Origin of the sequence: Burkholderia sp. BCC1993 (genome assembly GCF_905339865.1) — a bacterium.
Taxonomy (GTDB): domain Bacteria; phylum Pseudomonadota; class Gammaproteobacteria; order Burkholderiales; family Burkholderiaceae; genus Burkholderia.
This window is the reverse complement of record NZ_CAJPGZ010000008.1, coordinates 206,659-220,743: the sequence shown is the minus strand read 5'-3', so window position 1 is coordinate 220,743 and position 14,085 is coordinate 206,659. Positions and strand designations below refer to the sequence as shown.

The 14,085-nt window shown below is 67.4% G+C and carries 14 protein-coding genes; 8 read left to right on the top strand and 6 right to left on the bottom strand.

Going from position 1 to position 14,085, the window contains the following annotated elements:
* Positions 1-22: 22 nt before the first annotated feature.
* From hpaD to hpaI, 4 genes are read left to right on the top strand one after another with little or no spacing between them, the layout of a single operon-like run.
* Positions 23-871, top strand: coding sequence for a 3,4-dihydroxyphenylacetate 2,3-dioxygenase (gene hpaD / locus U4Y91_RS15465; RefSeq protein WP_321805747.1), 849 nt, complete (start codon positions 23-25; stop codon positions 869-871).
* Between the two features lie 29 nt (positions 872-900).
* Positions 901-1,293, top strand: coding sequence for a 5-carboxymethyl-2-hydroxymuconate Delta-isomerase (locus U4Y91_RS15460; RefSeq protein WP_321805746.1), 393 nt, complete (start codon positions 901-903; stop codon positions 1,291-1,293).
* A gap of 20 nt (positions 1,294-1,313) precedes the next feature.
* On the top strand, positions 1,314-2,117 hold the full coding sequence (gene hpaH, locus U4Y91_RS15455) for a 2-oxo-hept-4-ene-1,7-dioate hydratase (RefSeq protein ID WP_321805745.1): 804 nt from the start codon (positions 1,314-1,316) through the stop codon (positions 2,115-2,117).
* A gap of 12 nt (positions 2,118-2,129) precedes the next feature.
* Positions 2,130-2,936, top strand: a complete 807-nt coding sequence (gene hpaI, locus U4Y91_RS15450; protein WP_321805744.1) for a 4-hydroxy-2-oxoheptanedioate aldolase — start codon at positions 2,130-2,132, stop codon at positions 2,934-2,936.
* Between the two features lie 155 nt (positions 2,937-3,091).
* Here the strand turns inward: hpaI and U4Y91_RS15445 are convergent, their stop codons facing one another.
* Entirely contained in the window at positions 3,092-3,871 is a 780-nt protein-coding gene (locus U4Y91_RS15445; protein WP_321805860.1) for a helix-turn-helix transcriptional regulator, read from the bottom strand.
* A gap of 95 nt (positions 3,872-3,966) precedes the next feature.
* On the opposite strand from U4Y91_RS15445, the gene U4Y91_RS15440 reads away from it, so the two are divergent.
* Together U4Y91_RS15440 and U4Y91_RS15435 are read left to right on the top strand one after the other, a co-directional pair.
* Positions 3,967-4,218, top strand: coding sequence for a hypothetical protein (locus U4Y91_RS15440; protein WP_321805743.1), 252 nt, complete (start codon positions 3,967-3,969; stop codon positions 4,216-4,218).
* A gap of 46 nt (positions 4,219-4,264) precedes the next feature.
* Positions 4,265-5,227, top strand: a complete 963-nt coding sequence (locus U4Y91_RS15435) for a zinc-binding alcohol dehydrogenase family protein (RefSeq protein ID WP_321805742.1) — start codon at positions 4,265-4,267, stop codon at positions 5,225-5,227.
* Between the two features lie 211 nt (positions 5,228-5,438).
* On the opposite strand, the gene U4Y91_RS15430 is transcribed toward U4Y91_RS15435, so the two are convergent.
* The 4 genes from U4Y91_RS15430 to U4Y91_RS15415 form a co-directional block, all read right to left on the bottom strand.
* The gene (locus tag U4Y91_RS15430; RefSeq protein ID WP_321805741.1) at positions 5,439-6,530 is read right to left on the bottom strand and encodes a porin; all 1,092 of its coding nucleotides are present in this window, start codon (positions 6,528-6,530) and stop codon (positions 5,439-5,441) included.
* Positions 6,531-6,688: 158 nt separating this feature from the next.
* The gene (locus tag U4Y91_RS15425; protein ID WP_321805740.1) at positions 6,689-7,756 is read right to left on the bottom strand and encodes an ABC transporter ATP-binding protein; all 1,068 of its coding nucleotides are present in this window, start codon (positions 7,754-7,756) and stop codon (positions 6,689-6,691) included.
* Positions 7,749-9,521: an iron ABC transporter permease gene (locus U4Y91_RS15420; RefSeq protein ID WP_321805739.1), complete on the bottom strand. Its 1,773-nt coding sequence runs from the start codon at positions 9,519-9,521 to the stop codon at positions 7,749-7,751. Before U4Y91_RS15420 ends, U4Y91_RS15425 begins: the two co-directional genes overlap by 8 nt.
* Before the next feature lie 121 nt (positions 9,522-9,642).
* Entirely contained in the window at positions 9,643-10,743 is a 1,101-nt protein-coding gene (locus U4Y91_RS15415) for an ABC transporter substrate-binding protein (RefSeq protein ID WP_321805738.1), read from the bottom strand.
* A gap of 125 nt (positions 10,744-10,868) precedes the next feature.
* On the opposite strand from U4Y91_RS15415, the gene U4Y91_RS15410 reads away from it, so the two are divergent.
* Together U4Y91_RS15410 and U4Y91_RS15405 are read left to right on the top strand one after the other, a co-directional pair.
* Entirely contained in the window at positions 10,869-11,543 is a 675-nt protein-coding gene (locus U4Y91_RS15410) for a response regulator (protein ID WP_321805737.1), read from the top strand.
* Between the two features lie 199 nt (positions 11,544-11,742).
* Positions 11,743-13,131, top strand: coding sequence for a sensor histidine kinase (locus U4Y91_RS15405; protein ID WP_321805736.1), 1,389 nt, complete (start codon positions 11,743-11,745; stop codon positions 13,129-13,131).
* A gap of 22 nt (positions 13,132-13,153) precedes the next feature.
* Here the strand turns inward: U4Y91_RS15405 and U4Y91_RS15400 are convergent, their stop codons facing one another.
* A complete protein-coding gene (locus U4Y91_RS15400) occupies positions 13,154-14,020 on the bottom strand; it encodes an MOSC domain-containing protein (RefSeq protein WP_321805735.1) in 867 nt (288 codons plus the stop codon).
* Positions 14,021-14,085 lie beyond the last annotated feature (65 nt).

Below are 14,085 nucleotides of genomic sequence, written 5' to 3'. Positions count from 1 at the left end.
GAACGATACGGAGACTTGAACGATGGGCAAACTGTCCCTCGCCGCGAAGATCACGCACGTGCCGTCGATGTACCTGTCGGAGTTGCCCGGCAGGCATCACGGCTGCCGCGAAGCGGCGATCCGCGGCCACCAGCTGATCGGCGAGCGCTGCCGCGCGCTCGGCGTCGATACGATCGTCGTGTCGGACGTGCACTGGCTCGTCAACGCCGGCTATCACGTGAACTGCAATGCGCGGTTCGCGGGTACGTATACCAGCAACGAGCTGCCGCACTTCATCCGCGACATGGAGTACGCGTATCCAGGCAACCCCGAACTCGGCCGCCTGATCGCGGAGACGGCCAGCGCACGCGGCATCGCGACGCGCGCACACGAGATCGACAGCCTCGAACTCGAATACGGCACGCTCGTGCCGATGCGCTACATGAACGGCGACCAGCACTTCAAGGTCGTGTCGATCGCGGGCTGGTGCATGTGGCACACGCTCGACGAAAGCCGGCGCTTCGGCGAGGCGCTGCTCGAGGCGATCGAGAAGAGCGATTCGAACGTCGCGTTCCTTGCGAGCGGCTCGCTGTCGCACCGCTTCAACGACAACGGCAGCCCGGAGGAATCGATCCACCAGATCAGCCGCGAGTTCTTCCGGCAGGTCGACCTGCGCGTGGTCGAGCTGTGGAAGCAGGGCGATTTCAAGACCTTCTGCGCGATGCTGCCCGAGTACAACACGCATTGCCACGGCGAAGGCGGCATGCACGACACCGCGATGCTGCTCGGCCTGCTCGGCTGGGATCGTTACGACAAGCCCGTCGAGATCGTCACCGACTATTTCGCGAGCTCGGGCACCGGGCAGATCAACGCGATCTTCCCGCTCGCCTGAGCGCCGCATCACTTATCCGGAGCGTTGCCATGCCACACATCGTCGTCGAATACACCGCGAACATCCGCGACGACGCGCGCATTCCCGCGCTGCTGCGCACGATCAACGCGACGCTGATCGCGCAGGGCGGCGTGTTTCCGACCGGCGGCATCCGCTCGCGCGCGATCGAGCTGCAGGATTACTGCGTCGCCGACGGCACGGAGGACGACGCGTTCGTCCACGTGACGCTGAAGATCGGCTCGGGCCGCAGCGACGAGACCAAGCAGGCCGCGTGCGACGCGCTGTTCGACGCGATCAAGGCGCATTTCGCGGCGCTGTACGCGAAGCGTTATCTCGCGCTGTCGATGGAGCTGACCGAGTTCAGCGAAAGCGGCTCGTACAAGCACAACAACATTCACGCCCGCTACAAGCGGGCCGGCTGAACCCCATTCCCGATCCGACCATGCTCGAACCCGCCATCATCGACCAGCTCGCGCAGCGTCTGCACGACGCCGAGCGCGAGCGCAAGCAGATCCGCCAGATCTCGCTCGACCATCCCGACATCACGATCGACGACGCGTATGCGATCCAGCGCAAGTGGGTCGCCCTCAAGCTCGCGGAAGGCCGCACGCTCAAGGGACACAAGATCGGCCTCACGTCGAAGGCGATGCAGAACACGTCGCAGATCGACGAGCCCGATTACGGCGCGCTGCTCGACGACATGTTCTTCGACGACGGCGGCACGATCCCGGCCGGGCGCTTCATCGTGCCGCGCGTCGAGGTCGAACTCGCATTCGTGCTCGGCAAGCGGCTCACCGGCCCGAACTGCACGATCTTCGACGTGTACGACGCGGTCGATTACGTGGTGCCCGCGCTCGAGATCATCGACGCGCGCAGCCAGTCGATCGATCCCGATACGAAGCGGCCGCGCAAGGTGTTCGACACGATCGCCGACAACGCGGCGAACGCGGGCGTCGTGATCGGTGGGCGGCCGGTGCGGCCGCAGGACGTCGACCTGCGCTGGGTCGCGGCGATCATGTCGCGCAACGGCGTTGTCGAGGAAACGGGCGTCGCGGCCGGCGTGCTGAACCATCCGGCCAATGGCGTCGCGTGGCTGGCGAATCGGCTGTCGCGCTTCGACGTCGCGCTGGAGCCGGGGCAGGTCGTGCTCGGCGGCTCGTTCACGCGGCCGTGCGCGGCGCGCTCGGGCGACACGTTCAGCGTCGACTACGGCCCGCTCGGGACGATCCAGTGCTATTTCGCGTGAGGTGAGCGAGCGATGCAGATTCCGTCGAATGTCTTCAAGGCCGCGCTCGCGCGTGGCGACGCGCAGGTCGGCTTGTGGCTCGGCCTGGCGAATCCGTACAGCGCCGAAGTCGTCGCGGGCGCCGGTTTCGACTGGTTGCTGATCGACGGCGAACATGCGCCGAACACGGTGCCGACGATCCTCGCGCAGTTGCAGGCGATCGCGCCCTATCCGTCGCAGCCGGTCGTGCGCGTGCCGTGGAACGATCCGGTGATCGTCAAGCAGGTGCTCGATCTCGGTGCGCAGACGCTGCTCGTGCCGATGGTGCAGAGCGCCGACGAAGCGCGCGCGGCGGTGGCCGCGACGCGTTATCCGCCGCACGGGATTCGCGGCGTCGGCAGTGCGCTCGCGCGCGCGTCGCGGTGGAACCGCGTCGGCGATTACCTGCATCGCGCGAACGACGAGATGGCCGTGCTCGTGCAGGTCGAGACGCGTGCCGGGCTCGACGCGATCGATGCGATTGCGCGGGTGGAGGGCGTCGATGGCGTGTTCATCGGGCCGGCCGATCTGGCGGCCGATCTCGGGCATCTCGGCAATCCAGGGCATCCGGACGTGCAGGCGGCGATCGACGGCGCGATCCGGGCGATCAAGGCGGCAGGGAAGGCGCCGGGCATTCTCAGCGCGGATGAGGCGGCGGCGCGGCGGCATCTGGAAGCGGGGGCGTTGTTTGTTGCGGTGGGGGTCGATACGACGCTGCTGGCGCGGAGTGCGGAGCGGCTGGCTGCGCAGTTCAAGGGGAACGGTGGGGGCGCGGTGAAGAAGGGGGATGGGACGTATTGAGTGAAGCGGACGGGATAAGGAATCTGCTGCGCAACCGGGCAGACCTGGCCGCTGCGCAACTCGACCGGACAGCCGCCCTGATGGATCGGGCGATTATTTGAATCGCACGGGATACGGGGAATCGGTTTGCGTCGTCGCCGCGCATCGCGCCAACCTTATCGTCCCGCTTCCATATATCTTCCCGGCGTCGTCCCCATCGCCCGCCGGAACATGTCGATGAACGCGCTCACGTTGTCGTATCCGAGATCGAGCGCGATCGTCGTGACCGGCACGCCGTCGGCGATTTTCTCCAGCGCCCGCAGCAGCCTTGCCTGCTGACGCCACTGCGCGAACGTCAGCCCTGTCTCGGCGACGAAGCGGCGGCTCATCGTCCGGGCACCGATGCCGGCCCATGCTGCCCATTCCTCCAGTCGCCGGTTGTTCGCGAGGTTCGTGGCGAGCGCATCGGTGATCTTCATGAGCCGCGGGTCCTGCGGCCGTACCAGCCCCAGTGCGTTGACCTCCGACGACGCGATCTCGTCGAGGATCACATCGGCGATCCGCGTCTGTGCCGCATTCAGTTCCGTGTCTCCCCAACCAGCCGCGCGCTGCACTGCTTCGCGCAGCAGGGGCGTGGTGCGGATCGCGCGTGGCGCGTCAGGCAACGCCGCGCACCGCGCTTCGGCGACGAACGCCGACCAGCCGGAAATCGGCCCAAACGAGCGCAGCGAATGCCGGCAATGCGGCGGAATCCAGATCGCATGAATCGCCGGTACGACCCAGTCCTGGTCGTCGAGGCCGATCGACACCAAGCCGCTTAGTGCGCCGACGAGCTGGCCGCGCGCATGCGCATGCGGCGGCGTGATGCGCGGGTCGCGTTGCGACAGCACGGCGGCGACGACGAACGGGCCGTCGTCGGACGTGACGAATCGGGCGGGCAGGAGCGGATCGGTCATGGCTGGATATCGGTATCGAATGGCTGTTATACCGGAGATCGGCCGGTATCGCACGCCTAAACTGCGTCCATCGATGACAACCGGAGTACAAAGCGATGCGAGCCGAACAGATGCTTCCCGACCAGACCGACCGGATCGAATGCGGCGGAACGACGATCCGCAAGGGCACCGTCGGCGCGTTCCTTATCAACGCACGCGCGCTGACCGATCCGGAGACGACACCCGCCGAACGGGCCCGCGCCGAAGCCGACGCGCTCGATGCGTTGCCCGCGCTGCGCGCGATCGGCCTGTTCGACGTGATGGAAGTGCGCGATCCCGCGCTGCGTGCGTGGCTCGATGCGCGCTGAGACACGACGGAACCGTCGATCGAGATCCATCAATCAAGGAATCGCCATGAAAGCAGCAGTCGTGACGGGCGCCGGCGAGCGCCCCGTTCATATGGAGTGCGAAGCGCCGCATGCTATACCGGGCCACCGTCTGATCGACGTGACGGCGTCCGCGCTGAGCCGGCTTGCGCAGGCGCGCGCGGCGGGCACGCACTATTCGTCCGGCGGCGGCTATCCGTTCGTCGTCGGCGTCGACGGCGTGGGGCGCGGCGACGACGGCCGGCGCGTCTATTTCTTCGGCGCGCCCGCGCCGTTCGGTGCGATGGCCGAACGCACGATCGTGCCCGACACGCAATGCGTGCCGCTGCCGGACAACCTCGACGACGTGACGGCCGCCGCGATCGCGATTCCCGGCATGTCGTCGTGGGCGGCGCTGACCGAGCGCGCGCGGCTGGTCGCGGGCGAAACGGTGCTGGTCAACGGCGCGACGGGCGCCTCGGGCGGGCTCGCGGTGCGGATCGCGAAGCATCTGGGCGCCCCGAAGGTGATCGCGACGGGCCGCAACGCTGCCGCGCTGGACGCGTTGCTGAATGCCGGCGCGGACGCCGTCGTGTCGCTTCAACAGGACGACGCGCATCTGGCCCGCGCGCTCGAACCGCATTTCCGCGCGGGTGTGGACGTCGTCCTCGACTATCTGTGGGGGGCGAGCGCGCTCGCACTGCTGATTTCCGCCGCGAAGGTGACGCCCGACGGCCGTCGGTTGCGCTTCGTGCAGATCGGCTCGATCGGCGGCGCGGACGTGCTGTTGCCGGGCGCCGTATTGCGTGCCACCGCGATCGAACTGCTGGGCAGCGGTATTGGCAGCGTGTCGCTGCCGGCGTTGCTGGCTTCGGTGCGCGGCGTATTCGACGCGGCAGGCCCGGCGGGGCTGACGCTCGAAACGCGCACGGTGCCGCTGTCGGCGGTCGGCGAACACTGGGGCGATGCGAACAGTCGGGTGCGCCCGGTATTCACGATGCGCGGCGATTGACCGGCCGCAGGCCGTGGACGTGACGCGATCGGTGCGCGCACCGGCGGCAGCCGGGCGTCCACCGTCGCGTTGAGCCGTTCGACGAATGCGAACGTGCGGTGCGAAGAAGGGCGGTGGTGGGAAGCGGGGCGGTGATGCGAAGCTGGGCGGTGGTGCGTACCGACAACGGGCGGCGCGACATGAAAGTCATCCGCCGCCCGCTTCGTCACACTCAGAACCGCTGCTGAATCCCCGCGGTCACGCCGACCTGCGTCGTGCCATACCCGGCAAAATCGCGCGACACGCCGACCTTCTGGTCGTGTTTCGCGATCGCGAACGCGCCGGCTGCATACAGCACCGTGCGCTTCGACAGCGCGTAGTTCGCGCGCATCGACACCAACGTCGGATCGGCATCGCTGCCGCCCTTGACATTCTGGTGATAGACGGCCGCGATCAGCGAGAACGCCGGCGTGAACTGATACGACCCGCCGAGCCAGTACGTGTCGCTCAACTGGTTCGCCGCCGCGGTGCGAAACGTGCGCTTGTAGTTGCGATAACCGGCCATTGTCTTCAGGTCGCCGAAGTCGTAGCTCAGACCCGCGTGGATGCCCTGGATGTAGTTGACCGTATCGGCCGGCGTGACGCTGTCGGCCGCGCCGTTTTGCCGGTCGAACGTGACAACTGCCGCGAACGGGCCTTTCTCGTAGCCGACCGCGAAGTCGTATTTGGAGCTGGTCTTCACGCTGCCCGGCACGTTGCCGAAGCCGTACATCGCGCCGAACTTGAAGCCGCTGAACTCGCCGTCGTAGCGCACCGCGTTCGACGAGCGCGTGAACATGCCGTCCTTGCGGCCGCCCGTCGCCATCGACGACGTGGCCCACGAATAGTTCTGCGCGTAACCCATCGGGTCGAACGGCAGCATGTAGTCGTACGTGACGGTGTAGTTGCGGCCGAGCGTCAGCTCGCCCCATTTGCTTTTCAGGCCGACCGTCGCGCGGCGCGCGAAGATCGAGTCGGGGCCGTCGTCGAACGCGCCGTTCGCGAGGTCGATCCCGCTTTCGAGGCGGAACACGGCCTTCAGCCCGCCGCCGAGATCCTCGACGCCGCGCAAGCCCCAGCGCGACGTGTTCTTGTTGCCCGACTTCAGCTTGAACGAATTGCCGCCATCCGGTGCCGCATGGTTCGTGTATTCGATGCCGGCGTCCATGATCCCGTAGATCGTGACCGACGACTGAGCGTGCGCGGCCGGCGCGGCGAGACAGGCTGCCGCGGCTGAACCGGTGAGGACTACTGTTCGAATCGAACGTTCTGCGCGTGACTTCATTTTGACGGTGTCTCCTTGGTTGTTGTGGGCTGGTTGAAACGGAAAACGCGTACTCGGCACGCCATCGGCGGACGCCATGAAGCGTCCGCCGATTCGAGCCGCAAAGGGATGTGTGCCTGAATGCATGCGCGGCGGCACACGAGCCGCCGCGAAGCGGGTCAGCCCGCTTTCGCGAATGCCCAGCAGTCGTTGGTCGGGAATTCGATCCAGTGCTTGCCGGCCGCGCGCGGCACGTGGCCGAACGCGCGCAGGCGCATCTCGCCGCAATGGAACAGGTATTCCCAGCGGTCGCCGAGATACATCGACGTGACGAGGTCGGCCTGCAGCCGGTTCGCGCCCGGGCCGTCGGCGACCTGCACGCGTTCGAGGCGGATCACGGCCTGCGCGTCCTGGCCCGGTGCGAACGTGTCGCGGGCGAGCGCCTGCAGTTCCCAGCCGTCGCCGGCGAGCGTCACGCGTTCGCCGTCGATCGCCGCGACGCGCGCGTCGATGCGGTTGTTGCTGCCCATGAATTCAGCCGTGTACAGCGAGCGCGGCGCGCCGTACAGCTCGGCCGGCGTGCCTTCCTGTTCGATGCGGCCGTTGCGCAGCAGCAGGATGCGGTCGGACATCGCCATCGCTTCGGTCTGGTCGTGCGTCACGCAGAGCGCCGACAGCCCGAGCGATACGATCAGCTCGCGCAGCCACGCACGCGCTTCCTCGCGCAGCTTCGCGTCGAGGTTCGACAGCGGCTCGTCGAGTAGGATCACCGGCGGGTTGTAGACGAGCGCACGCGCGATCGCGACGCGCTGCTGCTGGCCGCCCGACAGCTGGTGCGGAAAGCGTTCGGCGAGGTGGCCGAGGCCGAGCTGGTCGAGCGCGGTCTGCACGCGGCGCTTCTGTTCGGCCGACGCCACGCGGCGCAGCTTGAGCCCGTAGCCGACGTTGTCGGCGACGGTGCGGTGCGGCCACAGCGCGTACGACTGGAACACGAGGCCGAGCGAACGCTGTTCGACCGGCAGGTCGACGTGCCGCGCGCCGTCGAAGAACACGCGGTCGTCGAGCTGGATGCGCCCGTCGGACGGCTGTTCGAGGCCGGCCACCGCGCGCAGCAGCGTGGTCTTGCCGCTGCCCGACGCGCCGAGCAGGCACACGACTTCGCCGGCCTTCAGTTCGAACGACACGCCCTTGAGGATCGGGTTGGCGCCGTAGCTGAGATGCAGGTCGTCGACGATGAGCTTATCCATGAAGTTTCACTCCGAAGCGCAGGGCCACGCCGAGACCGGCGCCGACCATCGCGATGTTGATGACAGAGAGCGCGGCAACCTGGTCGACGGCGCCCGTCGCCCACAGCGACACGAGCAGCGCGCCGATCACTTCGGTGCCGGGCGACAGCAGATAGACGGCGGTCGAGTATTCGCGCTCGAAGATCATGAAGATCAGGAGCCACGCGGCGAGCAGGCCGAAGCGCACGAGCGGCAGCGTCACGTCGAGCGACACGCGGCTGCGCGTCGCGCCGACGCTGCGGCCGGCTTCCTCGAGTTCCGGGCCGACCTGCAGCAGCGCGCTTTGAATGAGCCGCATCCCGTATGCGAGCCACACGACCGTGTATGCGATCCAGATGCTCCACATCGAGTTCTTCAGTTCGCGCAGGCCCGGCACGAACAGGAAGATCCACAGGAACGCGAGACCGGCGAGCAGGCCCGGCACCGCGCGCGGCAGCAGCACGAGGTAGTCGAGCAGTTTCGTCGCCCAGTCGTTGCGGCGGTGGCCGGCGAACGCGACGAGCGAGTAGAAGCCGATCGCGACCGCGCCGCCGATCACGCCGATGCCGAGCGTATTGACGATCGCGCGCACGAGGTTGTCCTGCTCGAACAGCTCGACGAAGTTCTGCAGCGTCAGCGCTTCGGCGAGCGCGACGCCTTCGCCCCAGTTGGTCACGAACGCGCGCAGCACGATGCCCGAGATCGGCACGATCACCGTCAGCATCAGCCACAGCGCGACGATCGCGAGCGCGACCCAGCGCCATACGCCGAGCGGCAGCACCGTCGCACGGCCGGCCTTGCCCTTCACCGTGACGAAGCGGTTCGCGGTCTTCAGCAGGCGGCGCTGCAGCAGCACGAGCGGGAACGTGATCGCGACGATGCACACCGCGACCGCGGCCATCAGGTGATACGACGGCACGCCGAGCTTGTTGGTCAGCTTGTACAGGTAGGTCGCGAGCACGAGGTGGCCTTCCGGATCGCCGAGCACGAGCGGCAGCCCGAACACCTCGAAGCCGAGGAAGAACACGAGCACGCCGGCGAACAGCAGCGCGGGCATCGTCATCGGCAGGCTCACGTCGAGCGCGACGCGGAACGGCCGCGCACCCGTCACGCGCGCCGCTTCCTCGACGTCCGAGCCGAGGTTGCGCAGCGCGGCCGACGAGTACAGGTAAACGTGCGGCACGTGCGTGAGTCCGACGATCATCGTGATCGCGAAGATCGAGTACACATTCCAGGGCACGCTCTGCACCCCGAACAGTTCCTTGAACCACACGGAATAGAAGCCGACCGGGCCGGCCGCGACCACGTAGCCGAACGCGAGCACCATCGGCGACACGAACACGGGCGTGAGCACTAGCGGCTCGATCCAGCGACGGCCGGGCAGGTCGGTGCGCACCATCAGGAACGCGAGGATGCCGCCGAGCGGGATCGAGATGAACAGCATCCCGCCGGCGATGATGAACGAGTTCTTCACGGCCGACCAGAAGTCCGGGTCGGTGAAGATGAAGCGGAAGCCTTCGACGCCGAGCGTCTTGTTCGCGTCGAAGAACGGCGCGGACAGCAGGCTCTGGAACAGGATGAAGCCGAGCGGCAGCGCGACCGCGACGGTGAGCACCGCGACAACGATCCAGCGCAGCATGCCGGCGAGCGGCTGCAGGTTGCTGACCGGCAGCGCGGGAATCGCGCCGCCCTGGCCGGTGGTGGGCGGAACGGCCGGCGCCGCTCCGCGTGTGCTGGTTGAAAGCATGAGTTCGCCCCTGCGGCCATCCGGATGGCCGCCTCTAGGAAGTCGGTAAGGGGAAGGGGGCCGCCCGCGCGGCGTGCGGCGGGCGGCCGTCGGTCGGCCGAGGCCGAAGCCGATCAGCGGATCAGCTCTTGATCGCCTGCTGCCATTGCTTCAGGAACGCGAGCCGCTTCGACTGGTCCAGATAGACGAGCAGGCCGGTGCCGATCGGGATCGGCTTCAGCGAATCGCCGAGTTCCTTCGTGAGGCTCGCGGCCGACGTTTCGCCGGTCACGTCCGTGCGAATCGCGTACAGGTTCGCCTGGTTCGCGATCAGCGTCTGGCCGCGCTTCGACAGCAGGTAGTCGACCCACAGCTTCGCGGCGTTCGGGTTCTTCGCCTTCTTCGAGATCGTGGCCAGGCGGCTCACGACTTGTGTGTAGTCCTTCGGGAATACGTAGCCGATCGACTTGTCCTTCTTCGCCTTCGCGTACGCATACGAGCCGATGATGTTGTAGCCGATCAGGTTCTCGCCCGACGAGATGCGCTCCATCATCGCGCCGGTGCTCGACTGCAGCTTCGGACCGGTCGCGCCGATCGCCTTCACGAGCTCCCACGTGACCTTCTCGTTCAGGTGCGCGTCCTGCGTCAGCGCGTTGAAGCCGACGCCGGATTTCTCGACGTCGTACGTCGTCAGCTTGCCTTTGAACTTGTCGGGTTGCGACGTGAGCAGCTTGATCAGGTCGGTGCGCGTCTTCGGCACCTCGTTCTCGGGAATCAGCCGCTTGTTGTAGACGATCGCGAGCGGCTCGAACGTCGTGCCGTACGCCTGCTTCTGGTATTGCGCCCATTGCGGCACGTGCGCGCTTTCCGGCGAATCGTACGACGTCATCAGGCCGTCGTTGACGAGCTTGACCTGCAGGTCCATCGCCGAGCTCCACAGCACGTCGGCGCTGGTGCTGCTCGCGGCGTTCTCGCTGATGTAGCGGTTGTACAGCTCGGTGCTGTTCATGTCGTTGTACTCGACCTTCACGCCATACAGGCTTTCGAAGTCCTTGATCAGCGGGCGCACGAGGCCCGTGTCGGTCGTCGAGTAGACGATCAGCTTGCCTTCCTTCTTCGCGGCGTCGACGACGCCTTGGTAGTTACCCGGATACCCGGCCGGAACCTGCGCGGTGGCGGCGCCGGCGGCGGTGCCCAGGACGATCGCCAGCGCGGCGGCGAGCTGCTTCGGTGCAAACGGCATGTCTTCCTCCAGTTACGCGTGTGTGTTGTTCGAGTGACGCGGATGTTAATTGCGAGGCACTTTCAGCCTGCTTTCATTTCGGTTCACAATAGCGTCCTTTGTGTCATGGATTTCCCGAGGTCCCCATGCGTGTGCTGCTCGTCGAAGACAACCCGAATCTTGCGCAGTCGTTGAACGACGCGCTGAGTGCCGCGCGCTTCGCGGTCGATCACATGGCGGACGGGGAGGCGGCGGATCACGTGCTGCGCACGCAGGACTACGCGCTGGTGATCCTCGATCTCGGGCTGCCGAAGCTCGACGGGCTCGAAGTGCTGCGGCGGCTGCGCGCGCGCCGCAATCCGGTGCCGGTGCTGATCCTCACCGCGCACGGCTCGGTCGAGGACCGCGTGAAGGGGCTCGATCTCGGGGCCGACGATTACCTCGCGAAACCGTTCGAGCTGACCGAGCTGGAGGCGCGCGCCCGCGCGCTGATCCGGCGCAGCCTCGGCCACGAGCATTCGAGGGTCGATTGCGGGCCGCTTTCGTATGACAGTATCGACCGCAGCTTCCACCTCGCCGGCGAACCGCTGTCGCTCACACCGCGCGAGCGCTCGGTGCTGGAGGTGCTGATCCTGCGCAACGGTCGCGCGATCAACAAGGAGACGCTGTCGGAGAAGATCTTCGGGCTCGACGAGTCGGTCAACGCGGATGCGATCGAGATCTACGTGTACCGGCTGCGCAAGAAGCTGGAGAATACCGGCGTCGCGATCGTCACGCTGCGCGGCCTCGGGTATTTGCTCGAAGCGAAGGCGGCCGGATGAACCACCGCCGGGCTTGCCTTCTTTGCACCGGGCCGCGGTACGCGCCAAAGCGCTGCTCGGGATCGACACGTTCGCTGTCTGCCGAGGGCGCGCCTGCCATCCGCGGCCGGCCTGGCAAAGCCGGCCGGCTGCGCGGGCGCGGAGCGAGGCCGCACGCGTTCTCCGCCACGCCGGTTGGTGCAGCCAGGCGGGACGCAAGGTGACGCGCGCGAACCTGCGCACGCAGGTCGCGTTATGGCTGCTGCTGCCGCTGCTCGGCCTCCTCGCGCTCGACTCGTGGCTCACGTACCAGCGCGCGATGAGCGCCGCGCACGTCGCGTTCGACCGCACGCTGTCGTCGTCGCTGAAGTCGATCCGCGAAGGCGTGCGGCTCAACGAGGGCGAGATCGAGGTCGACCTGCCGTATCTCGCGCTCGAGATGTTCGAGTCGGGCGACGGCGGCAAGATCTATTACCTGATCCGCGAGGACAACGGCCGCACGATCACCGGCTATCCGGACCTGCCGCTGCCGCAGGGCGACGGCACGCTGTTCGTCACGCGCTACTACAACGTCGTCTATCGCGGCGAGCAGTTGCGCATGGCCGCGTTGCGCGTGCCGGTGCACGACGTGCCGACCGCGCAGACGCGCATCGTGTGGGTGATGGTCGGCGAGACGATCGAGGCGCGCCAGGCGCTCGCGCGCGAGATCCTGATGGGCTCGCTGCTGCAGGAGGGGCTGCTCGTCGTGCTCGCGCTCGGGATCGTGTGGCTCGGCGTCGGGCGTGGGCTGCGGCCGCTGAACCGGCTGTCGGCGACGGTCGCCGCGCGCAGCGACGGCGATCCGACGCCGCTCGATACCGGCGGCATGCCGAGCGAACTCGCGCCGCTCGTCGAGTCGATCAACCAGTACATCGGCCGCACGCAGCAGATGCAGGTCGCGCGGCGGCGTTTCTTCGCGGACGCGGCCCATCAGCTGAAGACACCGCTCGCGGCAGTGCAGGCCGGCGTCGAGCTGGCGTTGCGGCCGGACGAGCAGCCGCGCGTGAACGTGCATCTGCGGCGCGTGAACGGTGCGGTGCGGCAGGCCGCGAAGATCGTCCAGCAGTTGCTGTCGCTGTCGCGGCTCGATTCGGACAGCGGGCAGGCGGTCGCGCACCAGCCGGTCGCGCTGCACCGGCTCGCGCGCAGCGTGACGCTCGACTGGTCGCCGGTTGCGCGCGCGCGCGACATCGATCTCGGCTTCGAGCACGAGGCGGATGTCGACGTGCTCGGCCAACCGGACCTGCTCGGCGAATTGATCGGCAACCTGATCGACAACGCGATTCGTTATTCGGGCGACCGCGCGGTGATCACGGTGCGCGTGTCGCGCGATGGCGAGCATGCGCGGCTCGACGTGCTCGACAACGGGCCGGGCATTCCGGCCGGCGAGCGCGACGCGGTGTTCGAGCGCTTCCATCGCGGCAGCAAGACGCAGACGGTCGAAGGCACGGGGCTCGGGCTGTCGATCGTGCGCGAGATCGCGCGCGTGCATCAAGGCGGCGTGACGCTGGCCGATGCGGCGGGAGGCGGGTTGATCGTGACGGTGATGTTGCCGACGGCGGCGCAGTAGAAGGGCTGGTTCGCTCAGTCGCTCAGTCGCCGAACCCGATCTCCGCTTCGAGCGACTGCCCGACCTCCAGCCAGGCTCCCGCGCCTTCGACGACGATCGCATTGATGCCGAAGGTCAGCGCGTTTTCGTAGTTCGGATGCGCGCGATACGTCTGCATCGTGTCGGTCGGCTCGTGCGGCCACGCCGGGTTTGGCGCGCCGGTCACCTGGTCGATCGTCGGCATCGGGCAGCGCGTGCACAGCTTCACGAGGCGCAGCCGCACGGGTGTGTCGCCTTCGGCGTCGAGATGCTCGACGAAATCCTCTTCATACGCATCGAGATCCGACACGACGATGTTCGGGCGGAAGCGGTTCATCGGAATCGCCGGCGCGCCTTTCGCGACGAGCTTCGCGTTCAGGTCGTCGAGCGACGACTGGCCGATCACGAGCAGCGGATAGCCGTCCGCGAACTGCGTGTGCGTGTCGATGTCGCCGGTCCATTTGCGGTTGCAGCCGCGGCGCGCATCCGCGCCGAAGCGCGCGAGCTTCAGCGGCGTGCCGAGGAATTCGGTGAGCCATGCGGCCGTCTCGGCGCCCGTGTCGATCGCGTCGACGGTGTCGCGCCAGACGGTCGCGGCCATCTTCGGCGTGGTGGGCGTCGCGTCGCCGTCGAGCGGCGTGCGGATCTCGGGCATGCCCGGCGCGTTCAGCACGAGCGCATCGTGCTCGAGCGCGGTGCGGATCAGCGCGAGGCGCGGGTGCGTGCGCTGCGTGATCATCATCCCGTCCGGGGTGGTGATCAGCCAGTGGCGATCGTACGCGAGGCCCGTTTCGAGCAGTTGCGCGCGCGACAGCGCGATGCCGGTGCAGGATTTGATCGGGTAGACGAAGAGTTCGGAGATGGCTGGCATGACGCTGGCTGACACGGGCAGGATGGTCGAATCGCGATTGTGCCAGATCGTGCGAAAGCCGTTTG

Excerpts from the sequence above, each read along its gene's own strand:
- U4Y91_RS15415 (WP_321805738.1), bottom strand. The coding sequence starts at position 10,743 with ATGCCGTTTGCACCGAAGCAGCTCGCCGCCGCGCTGGCGATCGTCCTG.
- U4Y91_RS15460 (WP_321805746.1), top strand. The coding sequence starts at position 901 with ATGCCACACATCGTCGTCGAATACACCGCGAACATCCGCGACGACGCG.
- hpaH (WP_321805745.1), top strand. The coding sequence starts at position 1,314 with ATGCTCGAACCCGCCATCATCGACCAGCTCGCGCAGCGTCTGCACGAC.
- U4Y91_RS15425 (WP_321805740.1), bottom strand. The coding sequence starts at position 7,756 with ATGGATAAGCTCATCGTCGACGACCTGCATCTCAGCTACGGCGCCAAC.
- hpaD (WP_321805747.1), top strand. The coding sequence starts at position 23 with ATGGGCAAACTGTCCCTCGCCGCGAAGATCACGCACGTGCCGTCGATG.
- U4Y91_RS15420 (WP_321805739.1), bottom strand. The coding sequence starts at position 9,521 with ATGCTTTCAACCAGCACACGCGGAGCGGCGCCGGCCGTTCCGCCCACC.
- U4Y91_RS15440 (WP_321805743.1), top strand. The coding sequence starts at position 3,967 with ATGCGAGCCGAACAGATGCTTCCCGACCAGACCGACCGGATCGAATGC.
- U4Y91_RS15435 (WP_321805742.1), top strand. The coding sequence starts at position 4,265 with ATGAAAGCAGCAGTCGTGACGGGCGCCGGCGAGCGCCCCGTTCATATG.
- hpaI (WP_321805744.1), top strand. The coding sequence starts at position 2,130 with ATGCAGATTCCGTCGAATGTCTTCAAGGCCGCGCTCGCGCGTGGCGAC.
- U4Y91_RS15410 (WP_321805737.1), top strand. The coding sequence starts at position 10,869 with ATGCGTGTGCTGCTCGTCGAAGACAACCCGAATCTTGCGCAGTCGTTG.
- U4Y91_RS15400 (WP_321805735.1), bottom strand. The coding sequence starts at position 14,020 with ATGCCAGCCATCTCCGAACTCTTCGTCTACCCGATCAAATCCTGCACC.
- U4Y91_RS15445 (WP_321805860.1), bottom strand. The coding sequence starts at position 3,871 with ATGACCGATCCGCTCCTGCCCGCCCGATTCGTCACGTCCGACGACGGC.
- U4Y91_RS15430 (WP_321805741.1), bottom strand. The coding sequence starts at position 6,530 with ATGAAGTCACGCGCAGAACGTTCGATTCGAACAGTAGTCCTCACCGGT.